The following is a 19,605-nucleotide window of genomic DNA, read 5'->3' as shown; positions in this document are numbered from 1 at the left end:
GTGGGGCAACCCGGTGTGAACCTGAGGGATCCGGATGCGACTAACCGTTCTCGGTTGTGCCGGCAGTTTCCCCGGCCCCGAGTCGGCGTGTTCGGCCTACCTGGTGGAAGCCGAAGGGTTCCGGCTCCTGATCGACTTCGGTTCCGGGTCGCTCTCCGCCCTCCAGCGATACTCGGACATGCGTGGCGTCGACGCCATCCTCCTCACCCATCTGCACTGCGACCACATGCTCGACGCGTGCACCTACGTCGTGGTGCGGCGCTACGACCCGGCCGGTCCGCTGCCGGCCCTGCCGGTCTACGCCCCGCTGGGCGCGGCCGAGCGGATCGCCGCCGCCTACAGCACCGAGGGCGAGCCGGTCGACGACGTCTACACCTTCTATGGCCTGCAGCCCGGCACGTTCCCGATCGGGCCGCTCCAGGTCACCGTGGACCGGGTCAACCACCCCGTCGAGACGTACGGTGTGCGCATCGAGCACCAGGGCCGGGTGCTGGCCTACTCGTCGGACACCGCACCCTGTGAGGCGCTGCTCCGACTGGCCGCCGGCGCCGATCTGTTCCTCTGTGAGGCGAGTTACCAGGACGGCGTGGTCAACCCGCCGGACCTGCACCTGACCGGGGGAGAGGCGGGCGAGGCGGCGACGAAGGCCGATGTCGGCAAGCTGCTGCTGACCCATCTCGTTCCGGCTTGGGCCAGTGAGGCATCTATTGTGGAGGCGGCTACCGCCGCCTATGCGGGACCGGTCGAAGTCGTCCGTCCCGGCGCCAGATACGATCTCTGAGCCGGAGCGGGGGGTAAGGGACCGGCTGTCGTGACCTTGGAGTTGTTGCATGCGCATTGTTCGCCTGGCCAACTTCGTCACGGTTCATACCGGTGGCCTGCGGACCGCGCTGCGTCAACTCGGCCGTGGTTATCAGGATGCCGGCCACGAGGCCGTCCTCGTCGTTCCCGGTCGCCGCTATTCGGACAAGATGACCCGCCAGGGCCGTGTCATCACGCTGCCCAGTGCCCCCCTGCCACGGACCGGTGGCTACCGCGTGCTCGCCGGCCGGCGCGAGCTGGTCAAGCTGCTGGACAGTCTGGAGCCGGACCGGATCGAGGTCTCCGACCGCACCACGCTGCGCTGGACCGGTGGCTGGGCCCGGCAGCGCGGGGTGCGGTCGATGATGGTGTCCCACGAGAGCCTGGCCGGCCTGCTCGGCGTCTGGGGCATGCCGAAACGTGACGCTCTCGCCGACCGGTTCAACAGGCGTACCGCCGAGGCGTTCGACACGATCGTATGCACCACGGCGTTCGCCGCCGAGGAGTTCCGCCGGATCGGTGTGCCCAACCTGATCGAGGTGCCGCTCGGCGTCGACCTCGACCTGTTCCATCCGGGCCGGATGGATGTCTCGGTCCGCGCCCGCTACGCCCGGCCCGACGAGCTGTTGATGGTCTATTGCAGCCGGCTGTCCGCGGCCAAACGCCCCGAGCTCGCGGTGGACACGGTGGCGTCGCTGCGCAACGGCAAGGTGCCGGCGGTGCTGGTGATGGCCGGTGACGGCACCCGACGGACCGCGCTGGCCTATCGTGCCGCCCGGCTCCCGGTCCGGTTCGCCGGGCACATCTCCGAGCGTGCCGACGTCGCGGCGCTGCTGGCCAGCGCCGACGTGGTGCTGTCGCCGGGCCCGATCGAGACGTTCGGCCTGGCCGCGCTGGAGTCGCTGGCCTGCGGGACACCCGTGGTGGTCAACGAGCAGAGCGCCCTGCCCGAGGTGGTCGGTGACGCCGGTGTGGCCGTGCCGGGCACCGCCGAGGCCTTCGCCGACGCGGTCAGCCGGATCATGGAGCGGCCCCGGGTCGAGCGCCGGGCCGCCGCGCGCGCCCGGGCCGAGCAGTATGGATGGCCGAAATCGGTCGAGGGCTTCCTGCAGGCCCACGAGGCCAACCCGGCTCCGGTGGCCGGTCTGATCCGGCCGGCCGCGCCGTTCAACGGCCTGCCGTCGCCCCGCCGGTTCGGTGTCGCCGGGCGGGAATCCGGGGCGGACGAAGCGGGCGCCGCACGCTACGCATAAGGTACGTAGCATGGCGCGACCCGACGGCCGGACGGCCGATCAGCTGCGACCGGTGACGCTGACCCGGCGCTGGAGTATGCACCCCGAAGGTTCGGTGCTGGTGGAGTTCGGCAACACTCGGGTGCTGTGCACCGCGAGTGTCACCGAGGGGGTGCCCCGCTGGCGTAAGGGTTCCGGGCTCGGCTGGCTCACCGCGGAGTATGCGATGTTGCCCCGGGCCACGGACACCCGCGGCGACCGGGAGAGTGTGAAGGGCAAGGTCGGTGGGCGTACTCAGGAGATCTCCCGCCTGATCGGCCGGAGCCTGCGAGCCTGCATCGACCTGAAGGCGCTCGGGGAGAACTCGATCGTGCTCGACTGTGACGTGCTCCAGGCCGACGGCGGTACCCGTACGGCCGCGATCACCGGCGCCTATGTGGCGCTGCATGACGCGGTCACCTGGCTGGCCGACCGCAAGTCGTTGGCCGGCAAGATCGAGAAGGTGCTGCACACCTCGATCCAGGCGGTCAGTGTCGGCATGCACGACGGCCAGGCCCGCCTCGACCTGGATTACCAGGAGGACGTCTCGGCCGAGGTCGACCTCAACGTTGTGTGCACCGGCGCGGGCGACTTCGTCGAGGTGCAGGGCACGGGGGAGAACGGCGTGTTCCGCCGGGCCCAGCTGGACGCGATGCTCGACCTCGGCGTGCAGGGCTGCGCCGAGCTGGCGATCCTGCAGCAGAAAGCGCTGGCCGCGTGAGCGCACGGCTTTTGCTTGCCACAGGTAACAAGAAGAAGCTGGTCGAACTGCAGCGCATCCTGGACGCCGCTCTCGGCGTCGCCCAGATCGAGCTGGTCGGGCTCGGTGACTTCCCGGGCTACCCGGACGTGCCCGAGACCGGCCTCACCTTCGGGGAGAACGCGCTGATCAAAGCCCGTGAGGGCGCGAAGCGTACCGGTCTGGCCACGGTCGCCGACGACTCCGGCATCGCCGTCAACGCGCTGAACGGGATGCCCGGCGTGTTCAGCGCCCGCTGGTCCGGCACCACCGGCGACGACAAGGACGCCGCCAACCTCGACCTGGTGCTGGCGCAGATCTCCGATGTGGCCGACGAGCATCGGGGCGGGGCGTTCGTCTGCGCCGCGGCGCTGGTCCTGCCGAACGGGCGCGAGCACCTGGTGGAGGGCCGCCAGACCGGCCGGCTGTTGCGCAGCCGGCGCGGCGAGGGTGGTTTCGGTTACGACCCGATCTTCGTCGGAGACGGCCAAGAGCGTACGAATGCCGAGCTCAGCCCCGCGGAGAAAGACGCCATCAGCCACCGTGGCAAGGCGTTCCGCGAGCTGGCGAAGGTGATCGCCAAGGAACTGCCCCGCTAGTCCCGCACCATCTCGAGGAGGCGGTCGAGGACGTGCTCGTCACGTCCGAGGCCGTCGTGGGCGTACTCGTTGGTCACCCACGGCCGCACGTTGCCGATGTGGGCCGCGGTGGCCAGCGACATGTCCCGGTCCACATACATGTCGTCGAAGTAGACCGCGGCCGCCACCGGCACCTCGTTGGCGGCCAGTCGGTCGAGGTCGTAGAGCGGCGTCCAGTCCGACTTCGCGGCCAGCCGGTCAGCCGCCGCAGCCAGCGGGATCAGGGCCGGGTCCTCCTCGAACAGCCACGGGTAGATCATCTCCCCGGTGAACCGGACCGGGCCGCCGGCATCCAGGTCGAAGGCCGGGAACTCGGCACGGACCCGCTGCGCCGCCCACCCGGTCGCCGCGCCCTGCCCGTAGATCGCCTCGTGCACCACCGCGAACAGCGGGTTCTCGGCGAAGGAGATCGCCGCGTCCACCCGGCGTAGGAAGAGCTCCGACACCTGGTCACCGGCGAACGCCTCTTCCAGCAGGTGGTGCAGCAGGTCGAAACGGGCGTTCGAGCCCAGGTGGATGCCGATCGTCTGGAATCGGCGCGGCGTCAGCCGGTCGCCACCGGGCAGCCGGGCGTCCTGCTCGCGCAGCGCGTCGACGACCCGCCCGGCGATCGCCTCGTCCTCCGGGTACCGCTTGAAGAACCGCTCGTTGTGCGCCAGCACCCGCGGGTAGGCGGCCCGATAGACGTCCTCCGCCGTCGCCGTCAGCCCCGGCAGGCCACCCGTGATGATCACCTCACGGAGCCCGTGTGGCGCGAAACTGAGATACGTCACCGCGCAGAACCCGCCGAAACTCTGCCCCAGCACACTCCACGGACGGTCACCGGCCAGATGGGCGCGCAACAGTTCGGCGTCGGCCACGATGCTGTCCGCCCGGAAATGCGCCAGATATCCGGCCTGGTCCTCGATCCCGGCCAGCGTCTGCCTGGTCAGCGGTGTGCTGCGCCCGGTGCCCCGCTGGTCGAGCAACACCACCCGATAGTCCCGCGCCGCCCGACGCAACCAGACCGGCAGATCCCGCGGCGCCCGGCTCCCCGGCCCACCCTGCAGATACACCAGAAACGGCCGGCCTTCGGCCGTCACCCCGGGCTCCCTCACCTCCCGCGCGAAGATCTCGATCCGCGGTCCGTCCGGATCCGCATGATTCAGTGGTACGGCCAGAGTGTGCCCGACGAAGACGAGCCCGGAGTGACGATGAATCATCCTCCGAGCCTCCCGTATCGACGGTGACCATCGGAACCCCGGTGGGCACCGGCTCGCACCGGGAAGCCGAGCGGGCGCCGGCTTGACCTTGCCCTTGGGGTAGGGCACAGCATCGTCGGTATCGGCCGGGTGGCCGGTACGAGGACACGGGGGTGGGAGACACGGTGCGTGAGCTGCTGACGATCGGCGTGTTCGCCCGGGCGGCCCGGCTGTCGCCGAAGGCACTGCGGCTCTATGACGAGCTGGGCCTGCTGCGGCCGGCCGAGGTCGACGACGGCTCGGGCTATCGGCTCTACGCGCCGGAGCAGCTCGACCAGGCTCGCCTGATCGCCTGGCTGCGCCGGCTCGGCATGCCGCTGGAGCGGATCCGACAGATCTGCGAGTCACCCGCTCCCGAGCAGGCGGTGCAGATCGGCGCCTACTGGGATCAGGTGCTCGCCGAGACCGCCGAGCGGGGCCGGCTCGCCACCTTCCTCGTCGACTATCTCTCCGGGAGGGGCAGCGCGATGGGCACACTGGGGATCCGTTACGCGGCGAGGTCCGAGACCGGCCTGGTGCGTGACAGCAACGAGGACACCGCCTACGCGGGCCCTCGCCTGATGGCCGTGGCCGACGGCATGCGCGGTCCCGGCGGCGACCGGGCGAGCGCCGCCGCGGTCGATGCGCTGAGGGCGCTGGAGACGGTGACGGTCCCGGCCGGCGACCTGCTCGGCTCGCTGGCCGAGGCGGTGCGGGTGGCGTCCCGGTCGGTCGGCGAGATCGACGGCGAGGCCGCCACGACGCTGACCGCCCTCTACTGGTCCGGCTCACAACTGGCACTCGCGCACATCGGTGACACCCGGGCCTACCGCCTGCGTGACGGTGAGCTGAGCCTGATCACCGTCGACCACACATATGTCCGGTCGCTGGTGGCCGAGGGCCGCCTGACCGAGGCCGAGGCCGCAGTCCATCCACAGCGGTCGTTGCTGGTCAAAGCCCTCACCGGGGCGGGCGACGAAACCCCCGACCTGTCCCTGCACGAGGCCGCCGCCGGCGACCGCTACCTGCTCTGCTCCGACGGCCTGGCCACGACGGTCCCGGAGCCGGAGTTGCGTTCCGTCCTGGCCGCCGCGGGCGATCCGCACCAGGTTCTCGACGAGTTGTTCACCCGTGCCTACCGGGCCGGCGCCCACGACAACGTCGCCGCGGTGGTCGCCGACGTGGTCGCCGCGTGAGGGCGGCCCTCGCCGACCGCCGCCCACTCGCCGTTCCCGCGTTCCGCCGCTGGTGGGTGGCGTCCCTGGTGACCGCGGTCGGCGGCTCGTTCAGCGTGGTCGCCGTCCCGGCCCAGCTGTATGCGACGACAGGTTCGTCCGCGGCGCTCGGCGGCTCCGCGGTGCTGTCGTTCGCCGGCCTGGTGATCGGGGCGCTGACCGCCGGCACCCTGGCCGACCGTTGGGACCGGCGGCTGGTCCTGCTGGCGGCGCAGGCGGGCCTCGCCGCCACCTATGCGGGTCTGTGGGCGCTGGCGTTCCTCGACGGTCCACTGGCGGTCCTGCTAGCGCTGGTGACCTGCCAGGGCTTGACCTTCGCGGCGATCGCCACCACCGCCGGCGCGGTCCTGCCCCGGCTGCTGCCCGCGGAGCTGCTGGCCGCCGCCAACAGCCTGAACTCCCTGGTCCGTTATGGCGGCTGGATCCTCGGCCCGATGCTGGGCGGCCTGCTCATCCCGGTGGCCGGCCTGAGCACCCTCTACCTCTGCGACGCCGTCACTCTGCTGGCCGTCCTCTGGGCCGTCGCCCGATTGCCCTCGATGCCCCCACCAGCGCTATCGCCTCGGGCGGGCTCGGCAGCACAGCCACCCGAGGACGGCCCGGCGGCGCGGACGTCTGAAGCGTGTGTGACCGCAGGACCGTCCGGGAGTGGCCCGGCGGCGCGGACGTCTGAAGCGTGTGTGACCGCAGGACCGTCCGGGACTGGTTCGGGGCGGGCTGGTCGCGGTCTCCGTGACGGGCTGCGTCACCTTCGGACCAGCCGGTTGCTGATGGCCGTTCTGGCGGTGGACCTGGCCGCGATGGTTCTCGGCATGCCCGTGGTGCTCTTTCCGGAGTTGGCCGCGCACACCTACGGTGACCCGCCCGGTGGCGGTCCGGTGCTCGGCCTGTTCTACGCCGCCTACCCGGCGGGCGTGATCTTGTCCGGGCTCTTCTCCGGCACGTTCACCCGGGTCCGCCGTCCCGGCCGGACGATGGCCGCCGCCGCGGTCGCCTGGGGTGCCACCGTCGTCGCCCTGGGCCTGACGACTCACCTCTGGGTGGCACTGGCCGCTCTGGTGCTCGGTGGTGCGGTCAATTTCGTGCTCAGCACCCATCGCAACGCGATCACCCAGGCGCACACCGACGATGCGCTGCGCGGCCGGGTTCAGGGTCTGCTCACCGTGGTCCTGACCGGCGGCCCGCAGCTGGCGAACCTGCTGCACGGGGCCGCCGGTGCCGTCGCCGGCCCGCGTCCGGCGATCATCGCGGGCGGTCTGCTCACGATGATCGCCGTGGTCGCCACCGTCCGCGCGGCGCCGGAGCTGAGCGCGGTGCGGCAGTCAGCGGAGGGGGCCGATCGCCGCCTCGATCGACGTCCGCAGCGCCGGGCCGGCGACGACCGCGCGGGCCTGCTCCAGGACCGGGGCCAGGAACAGGTCCGGGCCGGGCTCGCCGGCGAAGGGGCCGACCGCGGCCAGGGCGGCCCGCCCGGCCGCCGACGGGGTCAGCGGGGCTCGTAGTTGCAGGCCACGGACAGCGGAGAGCAGTTCGACAGCGAGGAGGCTGGTGAGGTTGTCCAGGACGATGCGCAGCTTCTTCGCGGCGGCCCAGCCCATCGACACGTGGTCCTCCTGCATGCCGCTGGTCGGCAACGAGTCGACCGACGCCGGGGAGGCGTGCCGGCGGTTCTCGGCGACGATCCCGGCCGCGGTGTACTGGGCGATCATCAGCCCCGAGTTCACGCCGGCGTCCGGGGACAGGAAGGGCGGCAGCTCCCGGGACCGGGTGACGTCGAGGAGCCGGTCGACCCGGCGTTCGGCGATGGCCCCCACCTCGGCGGCCGCGATGGCCAGGAAATCGGCGGCGAAACCGAGCGGCGCCCCGTGGAAGTTACCGGTCGACTCGACCCGTCCGTCGGGCAGCACGACCGGGTTGTCCACCACCGACACGAGCTCCCGGCCGCTGGTCGTGATGACGAAGTCGAGGGTGTCCCGGGCGGCTCCGGCGACCTGCGGCGCGCATCGCATGGAGTATGCGTCCTGCACGGCGTGCGCCAGGTCGTCCCGGTGCGAGTCCATGATCGCCGAGCCCTGCAGCAGCCGGTGGATGTTCGCGGCCGATGCGGCCTGCCCCGGATGCGGCCGGATGTCGTGCAGTTCGGGGAGGAACGGCCGGTCCGATCCGAGCATCGCCTCGATGGCCAGGGCTGCTGTCACATCGGCCATGGTGAACAGGTGGCGGGCGTCGGCGATCGCCAGCAGCAGCATGCCGAGCATGCCGTCGGTGCCGTTGATCAGCGCCAGGCCCTCCTTGGCGGCCAGGTCGAGCGGGTGCAGACCGGCGCCACGCAGCGCCTCGGCGCCGGCGACACGGGAGCCGTCCTTGCCGAGCACCCAGCCTTCGCCGAGCAGTACCAGAGCGCAGTGGGCGAGTGGTGCCAGGTCGCCTGACGCACCGAGCGACCCGTGTTCCGGCACCCACGGTGTGATGTCGTGGTTGAGCAGGTCGACGAGACCCTGGGCGAGGACCGGCCGGACCCCGGATCGGCCGAGCGCCAGCGACCGTACCCGCAGCAGGATCATGGCCCGGACCACCTCGCGGGGCATCGGCGCGCCGATGCCGGCGGCGTGCGAGCGGATCAGCGCGTGCTGCAGCTCGGCCCGGCGGGCCGGTTCGATGGGGGTGCTGGCGAGAGCACCGAACCCGGTGGAGACGCCGTACACGGGACGGCCGGAGGCCTCGATGCCGTCGACGATGGCCCGGCTTGCGGCCATGGCCTCGACGGCTTCGGGAGAGATCTCGACGCGGACACCGCCGGCGGCACCGGCGAGGTGGGCAGCGGAGGCATCGGCGGCGCCGGAGCGGGCGACGGCGACGACGTCGGCCGCGGAGACACCAGTGGATTGGACGGTGACGATCATTGCGGCACTCCGTTGTGCAGGACGGTACGGATCAGGGGGACACCGGGCCGGTAGGCCAGGTGCAGATGCGACGGCGCGTCGAGAACGATCAGGTCGGCGCGGGCGCCGACCGTGATCCGGCCGATGTCGTCGCGGCGGAGCGCGTGCGCCCCGCCGGCGGTCGCCGCCCACACCGCTTCGGCCGGGGTCATCCGCATTTCGCGGACGGCGAGGGCGATGCAGAACGGCATCGAGGAGGTGTACGACGAACCCGGGTTGCAGTCGGTGGCCAGCGCAACGGTGATTCCGGCGTCGAGGAGCCGCCGCGCGTCCGGGTACGGCGAGCGGGTGGAGAACTCGGCCCCCGGCAGCAGCGTGGCCACCGTGGTCGAGTGCCCACCGTCGGCGCACATGCAGTCGATCGCGGTGGAGGCGAGCGCGTCCACATCGGCGTCGTCGAGGTGGGTGCAGTGGTCGACGCTCGCCGCGCCCATCTCGACGGCCAGCCGCACGCCGGGGCCGGGGCCGAGCTGGTTGCCGTGCACCCGCAGCCCCAGTCCGGCGGCCTGCCCGGCGGCGAGGATGGTGCGGGACTGATCCTCGTCGAAGGCGCCGCGTTCGCAGAAGACGTCGATCCACTTGGCGTGGGGGCGGGCGGCGGCCAGCATCGGGCCGGTGACCATCCCGACGTACTTCCACGGGTCGTCGACGTATTCAGCCGGCACCACGTGTGCGCCGAGGAAAGTGGTCTCGCTGGTCAGTTCGGAGGCGATCCGCAGCGAGCGGGCCTCGTCGTCGACGTTCAGGCCGTACCCGCTCTTGATCTCGACGGTGGTGGTGCCCTGCCGCCGCATCTCGGTGACCAGGCGGGTGACGTTCCGACGCAGCACGGAGTCGGATGCCTCACGGGTCGCGCCGACGGTGGTGCGGATGCCGCCGCCGGTGTAGGGCTCCCCGGCCATCCGGGCCGCGAACTCGGCCGCCCGATCACCGGCGAAGGCGAGATGGGCGTGGCTGTCGACGAAACCGGGCAGTACCGCGGCGCCGGCCACGTCGAGGATGTCGTCGGCGGCCGGCGCGCGACCGGCCGGGCCGACCCAGGCGATCCGATCGTTCTCGGTCACCACCGCCATGTCCCGGGCCAGCCCGAGACGGCGGTCACTGTTGGTGACCAGCTCACCGATGTTGGTGACGAGCAGGCTCATGAGAGGACCTTCGCGAACTCGCGGGGGACGTCGACCAGGGTGTGTGTGCCGTCCGCGACGATCCGCCGGCCACCGGAGATCACGTGCGTGACGTCGGCGGCGGTCGCGGCCAGGATCGCCTGGTCCGGTCGGGCGCCCGCGGTCCGTACCGTGGAAAGGGAGATCGCCACCAGATCGGCCCGCATGCCGGTCGCGATGACGCCCGCGTCGTCCCAGCCGAGGGCCGCATGAGCGGCCGCCGCCGTCACCAGCGACGCGGCCGGGAAATGGCCGCGGGTCTCACTGGCCAGCCGCTCGTTCATCTCCAGCGCGCGGAGCTCCTCGAACGGGTCGATCACCGCGTGACTGTCGCTGCCCAGGCTGAGCGGCACCCCCGCGTCGGCGAGCCGCCGGGCCGGGCCGATGCCGTCGGCCAGATCACGTTCGGTGGTGGGGCAGAAACAGACGCCGGTGCCACTGTCGCCCAGCAGCTTGACGTCACCGTCGGTGAGGTGGGTGGCGTGCACGGCGGTGGTGCCGGGCCCCAGGACACCGTGCCGATCGAGCAGCTCGGCGGGGGTGCAGCCGTGCACGGCCCGGCACTGCTCGTTCTCGGCCCGCTGCTCGGAGAGGTGCACATGCAACGGAGCATGCCCGGCCATCTCGGCCAGTTGATCGGCCGGCACCGCCCGTACCGAATGGATCGCCGCACCGATGACCGCGTGCGGGGACGGACTCAGCGCGCCCACCCGTTCGGCCCAGCGGGAGGCGTCGCCGTCGCCGAACCGTTCCTGAACGCCCTGCAGGGGCGTCCCGTCCACACCACCGGTGAGATAGAGCGTGTCGAGCAGGGTGATCCGGATGCCCGCTTCGTCGGCGGCCTGGATCAACGCCGCGCCCATCGCGTTCGGGTCGGCGTACCGGACTCCGCCCGGCGCGTGGTGCAGGTAGTGGAACTCGCCGACACAGGTGATCCCGGCCAACGCCATCTCGGCGTAGACGGCCCGCGCCAGCGCCAGATAGCCGTCCGGGTCGAGCGCCGCGGCGACCGCGTACATCTGCTCCCGCCACGTCCAGAAACTGCCCCGGCCGCTGTGCGTGCGACCGCGCAGCGCCCGGTGGAAGGCGTGCGAATGGGCGTTCGCGAGGCCGGGCAGCACCAGGCCGGGCAGCGGCTCGCCGACGGCCGGCGACCCGGGCGTGACCGCGGTGAACCGGCCGTTCTCGATCTCGATCCGCACGTCCTCGGCCACACCGTCGCCGACCCACGCGTACCGCGCGTGGAAGACCGACCTCATGACAGGTCCTCCAGCACCCGGGCCAGGGCTTCGACACCGGCTTCGCAGTCGGCGTCGGAGGCGTGCTCGGCCGGGGAGTGCGAGACGCCGGTCGGGTTGCGGACGAACAGCATCGCGGTCGGCACGTGCGCGGACAGCACCCCGGCGTCGTGCCCGGCGCCGGTCGGCAGGATCGGCGCGTCGTCGAGCAGGGCGCTCAGCCGGGCGGCCAGCGTCGTGTCGAAGGACACCTCCGCGGTCACCGACTCGGGAGTCACCGACAGCGTGGTGCCGTCCCGGCCGGCCCGTTCGGTCGCGGTCTTCAGCACGGTGTCGACGAGGTGGTCGAGGGTCGCGGTGTCGGCGGCGCGGGCGTCGAGCCAGCCACGGACCAGCGACGGGATGGCGTTGGTGGCGTTCGGTTCGACCTGCACCCGGCCGACGGTGGCGTGCGCCCCGGACAGCCGGGCCTCCTCGTTGGCCGCCAGCACGGTGTGCGCAAAGGTCAGCATCGGGTCGTGCCGATCGGTCATCCGGGTGGTCCCGGCATGATCACCGACGCCCACGAAGTCCATCCGCCAGCGGCCGTGCGGCCAGATCGCGCTGGCCACCCCGACCGGCCGCCGCAACGCGACACCCTGTTCGATGTGCAGCTCGACGACCGCGGCCATCTGCCCGATCCGCTGATCCGCGCCGGTCGGGACCGCGCCCAGCGCCTCACCGAAGGAGACACCGTCCCGGTCCGTCAACGCGGCCGCCTTCACCGGGTCCATCACCCCGGTCAACAGCCGGGACCCCAGGCACGGTACGCCGAAACGCCCGCCCTCCTCCTCGACGAAGGCCGCGATCCCGATCTTCCGGTCCGCCGGCAACCGGTCCACGGCGAGGAACGCGCTGACGATCCCCAACGGCCCGTCATAACCGCCCCCGTGCGGCACCGAGTCGAAATGCGACCCGGTCAGCACGGTTCCCGGCGCCCACGGCTCACCACGCCACGCGAACAGGTTGCCGTTGCCGTCCTCGGTGACCGTCATGTCCCGCTGAGCGGCCTGCCCACGGAACCAGTCGCGCAGCGTCAGCTCCGGCTCGGTCAGGGCGAACCGCAGATAACCACCGCTGTCGGCCCGCCCGATCGGCGCGATCTCCGCCCAGAGTTTGACGAACTCGCTCATGCGGCCACCGCCGATGCGCTAGGGCCCGGCCATGAGTGACGACCGAACTCGCTCATCGCGCCATCGGGATCTGCACGCCACCGGCCGAGTGCGACTCGTATCCGGCGTCCACATGCCGCAGTACGCCCATCGCCGGGTCGTTGGTCAGGACCCGCTCGATCTTCTGCCCGGCCAGCGCGGTGCCGTCGGCGACACACACCTGCCCGGCGTGGATGCTGCGCCCGATACCCACCCCACCGCCGTGGTGAATCGACACCCAGCTCGCCCCGGACGCGGTGTTGACCAGCGCGTTCAGCAGCGGCCAGTCGGCGATCGCGTCGGAGCCGTCGAGCATCGCCTCGGTCTCCCGGTAGGGCGACGCCACCGAACCGGCGTCCAGGTGATCCCGGCCGATCACGATCGGCGCGCTCACCTCACCACGCGCCACCATGTCGTTGAACCGGACACCGGCCTTGTCCCGCTCGCCGTAACCGAGCCAGCAGATCCGCGACGGCAGCCCCTGGAAGGCGACCCGTTCACCGGCCATCCGGATCCACCGGGCCAGCGGGTCGTTGTCCGGGAACAGGTCGAGCACGGCCCGGTCGGTGGCGGCGATGTCGGCCGGGTCACCGGAGAGCGCCGCCCACCGGAACGGGCCCTTGCCCTCGGCGAACAACGGCCTGACGTACGCCGGCACGAACCCGGGGAAGTCGAAGGCCCGCTCGTACCCGGCGAGTTTCGCCTCGCCACGGATCGAGTTGCCGTAGTCGAACACCTCGGCCCCGGCGTCCTGGAACCCGACCATCGCCTCGACCTGCTTGGCCATGCTGACCCGGGACCGATCGGTGAACTCCTCCGGCTTGGTCCGCGCGTACTCGGCCATGTCGGCCGGCTCGACACCGATCGGCAGGTAGCTGAGCGGGTCGTGCGCGCTGGTCTGGTCGGTGACGATGTCGATCGCGACACCGTTCGCCAGCAGGGTCGGGAAGACCTCGGCGGCGTTGCCGACCACACCCACCGACAGGGCCTTGCGCTCCGCCTTGGCCTTCAGCGCGATCGACACCGCCTCGTCCAGCGAATCGGCGATCACGTCCAGGTAGCGGGTGTCGACACGACGCTGAAGCCGGGTCCGGTCCACGTCCACGATCAGGCAGACGCCGCCGTTCATGGTCACCGCGAGCGGCTGCGCGCCACCCATGCCGCCACAGCCGCCGGTCAGGGTCAGCGTCCCGGCCAGGTCACCGCCGTACTTCTTGGCGGCCACCGCGGCGAACGTCTCGTAGGTGCCCTGGAGGATGCCTTGCGTGCCGATGTAGATCCACGAGCCGGCGGTCATCTGGCCGTACATGGTCAGGCCCAGCTGCTCCAGCCGGCGGAACTCCGGCCAGGTCGCCCAGTCGCCGACCAGGTTCGAGTTCGCGATCAGCACCCGCGGCGCCCACTCGTGGGTGCGCAGCACACCGACCGGCTTACCGGACTGCACGAGCAGCGTCTCGTCGCCCTTCAGCGCGTCCAGCTCACGCACGATCGCGTGGAACGACGGCCAGTCCCGCGCCGCCTTACCGGTACCGCCGTAGACGACCAGATCCTGCGGCCTTTCGGCCACGTCCGGGTCGAGGTTGTTCATCAGCATCCGCTTGGCGGCCTCTTGCGGCCAACCCTGTGCGGTGTACGCCGTACCGCGCGGCGCCCGGATCTCGGACATCCTCGTCTCCTCCTACACGCTCTACGCGAGAAAAATGTGCCGCCGGGCGGCGGCGGCCTCGAACTCCTCGAGCCGCTGCTGCACCGGCTCCGGGGCCGCGTCGCACATCGCCTGCAGCAGCACCATGGCCATCGCCATCGGGCCGGTGTGCAGGTCGAACACGAGCTGGGTGCCGACCGCGGCGGGCAGCACCACGTCGGCGTGCTCGGCCACCGGGCTGACCGCCGAGTCGGTGATCGCGACCACCGACAACCCGGCCGCCCGTGCCTCGCGGACGGCCTCCACCGACTCACGCGGATAGCGGGGGAGCACGATGGCCAGCATCGCACCGGCGCCGTCCGCGCGGGCCTGATCGAGCCGGTCCAGCAGACTGGTCCCGCCGCCGTCGAGCACCCGCACGCCGGGGAACACCTTGGCCGCGAAGTACCCGAAATACGCGGCCAGTGGCGCCGCGGCCCGCACGCCGAGGACCGGCAGCGGGCGGCTCCCGATCAGGAGGGCGGCCGCCCGGCGTGCGTCCTCGGGGTCGTGAAGTTGCTCCTCGAGCCGCCGCAGGTGCTCGGTCTCGGCGTGCACCGCGCGCTGCATCGCGTTGCGCGCCGCCGGCTCGGCCGGCGCGTCGTCGGTGCGGACCCGCAGCTCCCGCCGCAACGCCGGATACCCGGAGTAACCGAGCGCCATCGCGAACCGGGTCACCGACGGCTGACTCACCCCGGCGAGCTCGGCCACCTCGGCGGCGGACAGGTAGGCCGCCTTCGCCGCGTGCTCGACCAGGCTGTGCGCGATGCGCCGCTGGGTGGGGGTGAGGCGTGCGCCCTGGAAGAGATCCAGCACCCGCCCGGCCGCTTTGACCGCTCCGTCATTCACCCCAGCAGCTTATGCATAATATCTTTCAGAAAACCAGACTTCGTGTCCGTTCAACGCCTCACCGGGCATGCGGAAACCCGACGCCGGGGTGGTCCGACATGCGGAACCCAGCGCGGAGGCGGTCCGGGCGGGCGGAAATCCGGCTCCGGGGACTTCCGGGCGGGCGATCACTTCGGCGCCCGCGCCGGCTGCATCGGCTGATCTCCATTCAGCTGCGGGTCAGCGCCGCTGTGGCAGGCTTGCGGCATGCGGATCAGCTCCCTCCATACGTACCCGGTCAAGGGCTGTCACCGCCTTGACCACGACGAAGCCGTCGTCGAACCATGGGGCCTGGCCGCTGACCGCCGCTGGATGATCGTCGATGCCGACGGAGTCGGCATCACCCAGCGGGAGACCGCCACCCTCACCCAGCTCACCGCCCGGCCCCACCCAGGCGGCCTGCACCTCAGCGCACCGGGCATGCCCGACATCGACGTCCCCGAGCCGACCGACGGTCCGAAGATCCAGGTGCGGATCTTCCGCTCCAAGCCGCACCTGCCGGCCCGCGTCGCCGACACCGGCTGGGTCGCCACCTTCCTCGGTCGCGACGCCCGCCTGGTCTGGCAGTCCGACCCCACCACCCGCACCGTGGCCGGATCCGCCCAGCCCGGCGACCGCGTCAGCCTCGCCGACGGCTACCCGGTCCTGCTCGCCAACACCGCCTCCCTCGACGCTGTGAACGACTGGCTCCTCGAAACCGGTGACGACCCCATCCCCATCCACCGCTTCCGACCCAACCTGGTCATCGACGGCGCCCCACCCTGGGCCGAGGACGACTGGATCGGCCATCGCCTCCACATCGGCGACCTCACCTTCCGCGTCGCCAAACCCTGCGGCCGCTGCCGGGTCACCACCATCGACCAGGAAACCGGCGAAACCGGGCGGCAGCCACTGCACGTCCTCGGTCGCCACCGCCGCTTCGGCGACGGCCTCCTCTTCGCCGTCAACCTCATCCCCGACCTGACCGCCGGCCAGACCGGCCACCTCCACGTCGGTGACCAGGTCACCGTGCAGAGTGACGGCGCCTTAGGAGAGTCTTAGAAGATTTGCCCCCACCCCCGCCGGGCGACCAGGATGCGAGGTCGTGAGCGCTCATCGATCCCCGTTCAGTGCCCGATGGCTCGCCGCCGGCGGAGCCGCCGTTCTCGCCGGCATCCTCGGCGTCGCCATGCTCCTGACGAACGGCGGATCGGCCTGTGCCGCTCCACCGAGCACCACCCAGAAATCCGGCAAGGCCACCTTCTACGACCTCGCCGGCACCTCGGGCAACTGCTCGTTCGAGGTCCCCGCCGACGACCTCTACGTCGCGCTCGGCCCCTCCGAGTACTCCGAGGGCGCGTCCTGCGGCGCCTACCTCGACGTCACCGGCCCCAAGGGCAAGGTCCGCGTCAAGGTCTTCGACTCCTGCCCCGAGTGCCCCGCCGGCCACATCGACCTGAGCCGCACCGCGTTCAAGAAGATCGGTAACGAGATCGACGGCATCATCCCGATCAAGTACAAGCTGGTGACGAACCCGTCCACCCCCGCCGGCATCAGCGTGCGGATCAAGGAGGGCGCCTCCCAGTACTGGTTCGCGGCGCGCATCGACAACCACGCGAACCTGCTCTCGAAGGTCCAGGTGGCCAGCGGCAGCGGCAGCTTCAAGACCGCCCACCGCACCGACTACAACTACTGGCTCATCGACGCAGGGGCCGGCCCCGGACCCTTCAAGATCAAAATCACCGATGTGTACGGCAACACGGCCACCGTCTCCGGCATCAAGATGTCCCCGGGAACCGTCCAGAAGACGAGCACCCGCATCACTGGCGGCTCGACGACGGTGACCAGCGCCGAAAAGGCCACCACCCCCACGGCGAAGGCCACCACGTCCCCGGCCGCCAAGACCGCGAAATCAGCGGCCCCCGCAGCGTCGGCGACCACAACGACCCCGCTGACGGAGTCCGCCACGGCCCCGAGTGCCGACCCGACGCCCGCCGACCAGCCCTTGGTCGACCTGGCCGCCGCCGAAGGCGCCCCGTCCTCCTGCTGACCAGCGGTTATACCGACGGGTCGTCCACCTGGCCGCTTTGGCCGGGGGACGACCCGTCGCTTTTCGTAGGGCCGGCGGGACTCGAACCCGCACTGTCACGGACCTAAACCGTGTGCCTGCTGCCAATTGGGCTACGGCCCCTCGAAGGCATAAATGTACACATCCGGTCGACGTCGCTGTCGAGGTGGGAGGCGTCGACCCAGGGGAATCCCGGTTGGGGTGACGGCGTCGTCGTCGTAGATGACCTCGTCATCGGTCTGGCCCGGTACGCGTTTCGTGCCCGCGTAGGTCGCCGTCTGACTGTGGCAGTTGGGGCAGAGGAAGCGCAGGTTGCGCGGCCGGTTGTCCAGGAAATCCCCATTGATGTGATCGACGTGCAGCGTCAGAGGGCGTCCGTTCCAGTTCGTGCCGCACCCACACTTCTCGCAGTGCTCGGAGAGGCCGATGCGAAGCAGCGCGATCCGTAGGCGCTTGCCTGGGATGCGGCGCGACCCCTCCGGAAGTTGGATCAGGCGTTGATGCGGAGGCATGTTCCATACGCCTCGATCGCCACGGTTGTGCGCCTGGCCGGTGAAGTGCGACGTGTCGATCCCTAGGCGCTTCATCTTCCGGCTGATGTGCGCATGTGAGCCACCGGACTGACGGATGCCGAGCAGCCGTAGGACTCCGGCGACGCTGACAGATTGGGCGGCTGCTGCGGCTAACACCTCAGAGGTGTACTTGACCCTAGCTGGCATGGGTCTAGTTTACTAGACGTAAGTAGTCGCTAGGCAAGTTAAAACGTGCACGGCGGCCGCCTTGCGGGTTGGTACCGCATGACGGCCGCCGTGAGTCCGGGTTCCGCTTGCCGGGGGAGGTTCGTCCTCACCATCGGCCGGGGTTGCCCGGAGTTAGGGCTTTTCCGCTGACGTTTCGACCAGTGGGACGGGTGGTCAGTCGAGGCCCAGGTCGCGGCGCAGTTTGGCGACGTGGCCGGTGGCCTTGACGTTGTAGAGGGCGCGTTCGATCGCGCCGTTCTCGTCGATGACGAAGGTGGAGCGGATCACTCCGGTGACGGTCTTGCCGTACAGCTGCTTCTCGCCGAAGGCGCCGTACGCGGTGAGAACGCTTTTGTCCTCGTCGCTGACGAGCGGGAACGTGATGGCGTCGTGCTCCCGGAATTTGGCGAGCTTGGCCGGCTTGTCGGGGGAGATGCCGACGACCTCGTATCCGGCGGCCTGCAGCGAGGCCAGGTTGTCGCGGAAGTCGCAGGCCTGCTTGGTGCAGCCGGGCGTCATGGCGGCCGGGTAGGCGTACAGCACGACCTTGCGTCCGCGCAGGTCCTTCAGCGAGAGGCTGTCGCCGGTGTCGGTGGGGAGGGTGAAGTCGGGCGCGGCGTCGCCGGCGCTGAGACGCACGTTGTCTGTCATGGAACCGACGATAGTGCGGGTCATCCGGGGATTCGTTGTGCGCTCCACAGTTCGCGGGCGGCGGTGAGGTCGCGGGGCCATTCCTCGCCGCGCCGAGTGAACGTGTGCTCGGTGATCTCGTAGTCGCCGATGAGCTTGTGGAATTCGTCGAGCACGTCGGCTTCGCGGAACGGTTTGCAGGAGAAGATGTTCACGAAGATCTCGCGTAGGTGCGGGTACGTGTGGATGGCCGCGTGTGATTCGGCGAGGATGACGACCGCGGATTTCCCGGCCTTCTCCGGCGGGCCGTTCTCGGTCGCCACCAGCGGACCGGCGATGACCGTCATGCCGATGCGGTCGACCAGTTCGCGCATGAACCGGGTGAGGGCCGCGTCGTCGTCGAGGAGCCGGGTCTCGGTTATGCCGGAGAGCCGGAGGGTGAGTTCGTCCCCGTAATGGTCGAGAGCATTGGACATGACTGAACGTTAGCAATTGTTCACGGCCCGTGTCCGTAATCGTTCATGCCAATAATCGAGCCCTGTGGATTCCGTTTCGCCGGCCATTCGGAAACCGGTTTTCGAACGATCCGAATGCCGATCGGGAACGGAAACGGCACCGTTCGGCAGGGTGTTCTGCGCGCCGAGTGACAGCCTTCGCGAGAATTTCACGGGCACCGGGATGGCCCCGGCGCGCCGACCGGAAGTACGCTGCGCGGCACAGGCGTCGAGAGTGGAGATCAGCGCTATGAGCGAGGCTACGGACGGCACGACCCAGGCGGGCACCACCACGGTTTCCAGCGAGGTCGTCGAGAAGATCACGGTCGCGGCGGCGAAGGCGGTGCCGGGTGTGGCGGAGCTGGGCGGTGACGTGGCCCGCTTCTTCAACAGCGTCCTCGACAAGGTCGGGCTGGACCAGGTCGGCGACGGCAGCCGGGGCGTCACCGCGAAGGTGACCGGCAGCGACGTGACGGTGAACGTGGTGTTGGTCCTGGAGGCCGGCCGGGTGGTGGCCGAGGTGACCGCGGCGGTCCAGCAGGCGGTGACCACGGCCCTGCAGGGCTACGGCCTCAACGTCCTGGCCGTCAACGTCAACGTGGACGACATCGCGGGAGTCTGAAGAAGCCCAGGCCGGACCGGCGCAGCCGCAGGCGCCGGAGCGGCAGCGCGCCGGCGTAGGACG

The 19,605-nt window shown here is 70.7% G+C and carries 18 protein-coding genes, 1 tRNA gene and 1 pseudogene; 9 read left to right on the top strand and 11 right to left on the bottom strand.

The features are described from left to right. The first annotated feature begins 34 nt into the window (after positions 1–34). From Q0Z83_RS38900 to rdgB, 4 genes are read left to right on the top strand one after another with little or no spacing between them, the layout of a single operon-like run. A complete protein-coding gene (locus Q0Z83_RS38900) occupies positions 35–781 on the top strand; it encodes an MBL fold metallo-hydrolase (RefSeq protein ID WP_317788343.1) in 747 nt (248 codons plus the stop codon). 49 nt (positions 782–830) lie between these two features. Then, positions 831–2,054 carry a glycosyltransferase gene (locus tag Q0Z83_RS38895; RefSeq protein WP_317788342.1) on the top strand — a complete coding sequence of 408 codons (1,224 nt, stop codon included), beginning with the start codon at positions 831–833 and terminating at the stop codon, positions 2,052–2,054. Between the two features lie 10 nt (positions 2,055–2,064). Continuing rightward, positions 2,065–2,793, top strand: coding sequence for a ribonuclease PH (rph, locus tag Q0Z83_RS38890; protein WP_317788341.1), 729 nt, complete (start codon positions 2,065–2,067; stop codon positions 2,791–2,793). After that, the gene (gene rdgB, locus Q0Z83_RS38885; protein ID WP_317788340.1) at positions 2,790–3,410 is read left to right on the top strand and encodes an RdgB/HAM1 family non-canonical purine NTP pyrophosphatase; all 621 of its coding nucleotides are present in this window, start codon (positions 2,790–2,792) and stop codon (positions 3,408–3,410) included. The genes rph and rdgB overlap by 4 nt, the downstream gene beginning before the upstream one ends. On the opposite strand, the gene Q0Z83_RS38880 is transcribed toward rdgB, so the two are convergent. Beyond that, on the bottom strand, positions 3,407–4,651 hold the full coding sequence (locus Q0Z83_RS38880; RefSeq protein ID WP_317788338.1) for an alpha/beta fold hydrolase: 1,245 nt from the start codon (positions 4,649–4,651) through the stop codon (positions 3,407–3,409). The two genes, rdgB and Q0Z83_RS38880, sit on opposite strands and share 4 nt — an antisense overlap. A 164-nt stretch (positions 4,652–4,815) precedes the next feature. Here Q0Z83_RS38880 and Q0Z83_RS38875 point away from each other — a divergent pair, with 164 nt between their 5' ends. After that, a complete protein-coding gene (locus Q0Z83_RS38875) occupies positions 4,816–5,865 on the top strand; it encodes a MerR family transcriptional regulator (RefSeq protein WP_317788337.1) in 1,050 nt (349 codons plus the stop codon). Next, positions 5,862–7,196 (top strand): annotated as a pseudogene (locus Q0Z83_RS38870) (MFS transporter); the annotation flags it as partial. The gene Q0Z83_RS38875 and the pseudogene Q0Z83_RS38870, both read left to right, overlap by 4 nt. Positions 7,197–7,226: 30 nt before the next feature. Here the strand turns inward: Q0Z83_RS38870 and hutH are convergent. From hutH to Q0Z83_RS38840, 6 genes are read right to left on the bottom strand one after another with little or no spacing between them, the layout of a single operon-like run. Then, positions 7,227–8,807 (bottom strand): histidine ammonia-lyase, encoded by a 1,581-nt coding sequence (hutH, locus tag Q0Z83_RS38865; RefSeq protein ID WP_317788335.1) that lies wholly within the window; start codon positions 8,805–8,807, stop codon positions 7,227–7,229. Beyond that, entirely contained in the window at positions 8,804–9,991 is a 1,188-nt protein-coding gene (gene hutI / locus Q0Z83_RS38860) for an imidazolonepropionase (protein WP_317788334.1), read from the bottom strand. The genes hutH and hutI overlap by 4 nt, the downstream gene beginning before the upstream one ends. Beyond that, positions 9,988–11,268: a formimidoylglutamate deiminase gene (locus tag Q0Z83_RS38855; protein WP_317788333.1), complete on the bottom strand. Its 1,281-nt coding sequence runs from the start codon at positions 11,266–11,268 to the stop codon at positions 9,988–9,990. The genes hutI and Q0Z83_RS38855 overlap by 4 nt, the downstream gene beginning before the upstream one ends. Next, positions 11,265–12,419: an allantoate amidohydrolase gene (locus Q0Z83_RS38850; RefSeq protein WP_317788332.1), complete on the bottom strand. Its 1,155-nt coding sequence runs from the start codon at positions 12,417–12,419 to the stop codon at positions 11,265–11,267. Before Q0Z83_RS38850 ends, Q0Z83_RS38855 begins: the two co-directional genes overlap by 4 nt. Positions 12,420–12,471: 52 nt before the next feature. Further along, a complete protein-coding gene (hutU, locus tag Q0Z83_RS38845; protein ID WP_317788331.1) occupies positions 12,472–14,103 on the bottom strand; it encodes a urocanate hydratase in 1,632 nt (543 codons plus the stop codon). A gap of 21 nt (positions 14,104–14,124) precedes the next feature. Continuing rightward, entirely contained in the window at positions 14,125–14,970 is an 846-nt protein-coding gene (locus Q0Z83_RS38840; protein ID WP_317788330.1) for a MurR/RpiR family transcriptional regulator, read from the bottom strand. Positions 14,971–15,216: 246 nt separating this feature from the next. Between Q0Z83_RS38840 and Q0Z83_RS38835 the strand changes: the two genes are divergently transcribed. Together Q0Z83_RS38835 and Q0Z83_RS38830 are read left to right on the top strand one after the other, a co-directional pair. Further along, on the top strand, positions 15,217–16,050 hold the full coding sequence (locus Q0Z83_RS38835) for an MOSC domain-containing protein (RefSeq protein ID WP_317788329.1): 834 nt from the start codon (positions 15,217–15,219) through the stop codon (positions 16,048–16,050). A gap of 43 nt (positions 16,051–16,093) precedes the next feature. Beyond that, a complete protein-coding gene (locus Q0Z83_RS38830) occupies positions 16,094–17,038 on the top strand; it encodes an expansin EXLX1 family cellulose-binding protein (protein WP_317788328.1) in 945 nt (314 codons plus the stop codon). Positions 17,039–17,104: 66 nt separating this feature from the next. Here the strand turns inward: Q0Z83_RS38830 and Q0Z83_RS38825 are convergent. From Q0Z83_RS38825 to Q0Z83_RS38810, 4 genes are all read right to left on the bottom strand, one after another. After that, positions 17,105–17,179, bottom strand: a tRNA-Leu gene (locus tag Q0Z83_RS38825). Next, a complete protein-coding gene (locus tag Q0Z83_RS38820; protein ID WP_317788326.1) occupies positions 17,170–17,775 on the bottom strand; it encodes an HNH endonuclease signature motif containing protein in 606 nt (201 codons plus the stop codon). The genes Q0Z83_RS38825 and Q0Z83_RS38820 overlap by 10 nt, the downstream gene beginning before the upstream one ends. Positions 17,776–17,970: 195 nt before the next feature. Next, on the bottom strand, positions 17,971–18,447 hold the full coding sequence (gene bcp, locus Q0Z83_RS38815) for a thioredoxin-dependent thiol peroxidase (RefSeq protein ID WP_317788324.1): 477 nt from the start codon (positions 18,445–18,447) through the stop codon (positions 17,971–17,973). A 20-nt stretch (positions 18,448–18,467) separates the two neighbouring features. After that, positions 18,468–18,902 (bottom strand): S-adenosylmethionine decarboxylase family protein, encoded by a 435-nt coding sequence (locus Q0Z83_RS38810; protein WP_317788323.1) that lies wholly within the window; start codon positions 18,900–18,902, stop codon positions 18,468–18,470. Between the two features lie 268 nt (positions 18,903–19,170). On the opposite strand from Q0Z83_RS38810, the gene Q0Z83_RS38805 reads away from it, so the two are divergent. Then, positions 19,171–19,542 (top strand): Asp23/Gls24 family envelope stress response protein, encoded by a 372-nt coding sequence (locus Q0Z83_RS38805; RefSeq protein WP_317788322.1) that lies wholly within the window; start codon positions 19,171–19,173, stop codon positions 19,540–19,542. Positions 19,543–19,605 lie beyond the last annotated feature (63 nt).

The organism is Actinoplanes sichuanensis (assembly GCF_033097365.1).
Taxonomy (GTDB): domain Bacteria; phylum Actinomycetota; class Actinomycetes; order Mycobacteriales; family Micromonosporaceae; genus Actinoplanes; species Actinoplanes sichuanensis.
Note: the sequence above shows the minus strand (reverse complement) of the source record. Positions and strands in the feature narration are given on the sequence as shown.

What these genes read in the sequence shown, in the direction of transcription:
- Q0Z83_RS38900 (WP_317788343.1), top strand. Translation starts at nt 35, where the DNA reads ATGCGACTAACCGTTCTCGGTTGTGCCGGCAGTTTCCCCGGCCCCGAG.
- Q0Z83_RS38895 (WP_317788342.1), top strand. Translation starts at nt 831, where the DNA reads ATGCGCATTGTTCGCCTGGCCAACTTCGTCACGGTTCATACCGGTGGC.
- rph (WP_317788341.1), top strand. Translation starts at nt 2,065, where the DNA reads ATGGCGCGACCCGACGGCCGGACGGCCGATCAGCTGCGACCGGTGACG.
- Q0Z83_RS38880 (WP_317788338.1), bottom strand. Translation starts at nt 4,651, where the DNA reads ATGATTCATCGTCACTCCGGGCTCGTCTTCGTCGGGCACACTCTGGCC.
- hutH (WP_317788335.1), bottom strand. Translation starts at nt 8,807, where the DNA reads ATGATCGTCACCGTCCAATCCACTGGTGTCTCCGCGGCCGACGTCGTC.
- hutI (WP_317788334.1), bottom strand. Translation starts at nt 9,991, where the DNA reads ATGAGCCTGCTCGTCACCAACATCGGTGAGCTGGTCACCAACAGTGAC.
- Q0Z83_RS38855 (WP_317788333.1), bottom strand. Translation starts at nt 11,268, where the DNA reads ATGAGGTCGGTCTTCCACGCGCGGTACGCGTGGGTCGGCGACGGTGTG.
- Q0Z83_RS38850 (WP_317788332.1), bottom strand. Translation starts at nt 12,419, where the DNA reads ATGAGCGAGTTCGTCAAACTCTGGGCGGAGATCGCGCCGATCGGGCGG.
- hutU (WP_317788331.1), bottom strand. Translation starts at nt 14,103, where the DNA reads ATGTCCGAGATCCGGGCGCCGCGCGGTACGGCGTACACCGCACAGGGT.
- Q0Z83_RS38835 (WP_317788329.1), top strand. Translation starts at nt 15,217, where the DNA reads ATGCGGATCAGCTCCCTCCATACGTACCCGGTCAAGGGCTGTCACCGC.
- Q0Z83_RS38820 (WP_317788326.1), bottom strand. Translation starts at nt 17,775, where the DNA reads ATGCCAGCTAGGGTCAAGTACACCTCTGAGGTGTTAGCCGCAGCAGCC.
- bcp (WP_317788324.1), bottom strand. Translation starts at nt 18,447, where the DNA reads ATGACAGACAACGTGCGTCTCAGCGCCGGCGACGCCGCGCCCGACTTC.
- Q0Z83_RS38810 (WP_317788323.1), bottom strand. Translation starts at nt 18,902, where the DNA reads ATGTCCAATGCTCTCGACCATTACGGGGACGAACTCACCCTCCGGCTC.
- Q0Z83_RS38805 (WP_317788322.1), top strand. Translation starts at nt 19,171, where the DNA reads ATGAGCGAGGCTACGGACGGCACGACCCAGGCGGGCACCACCACGGTT.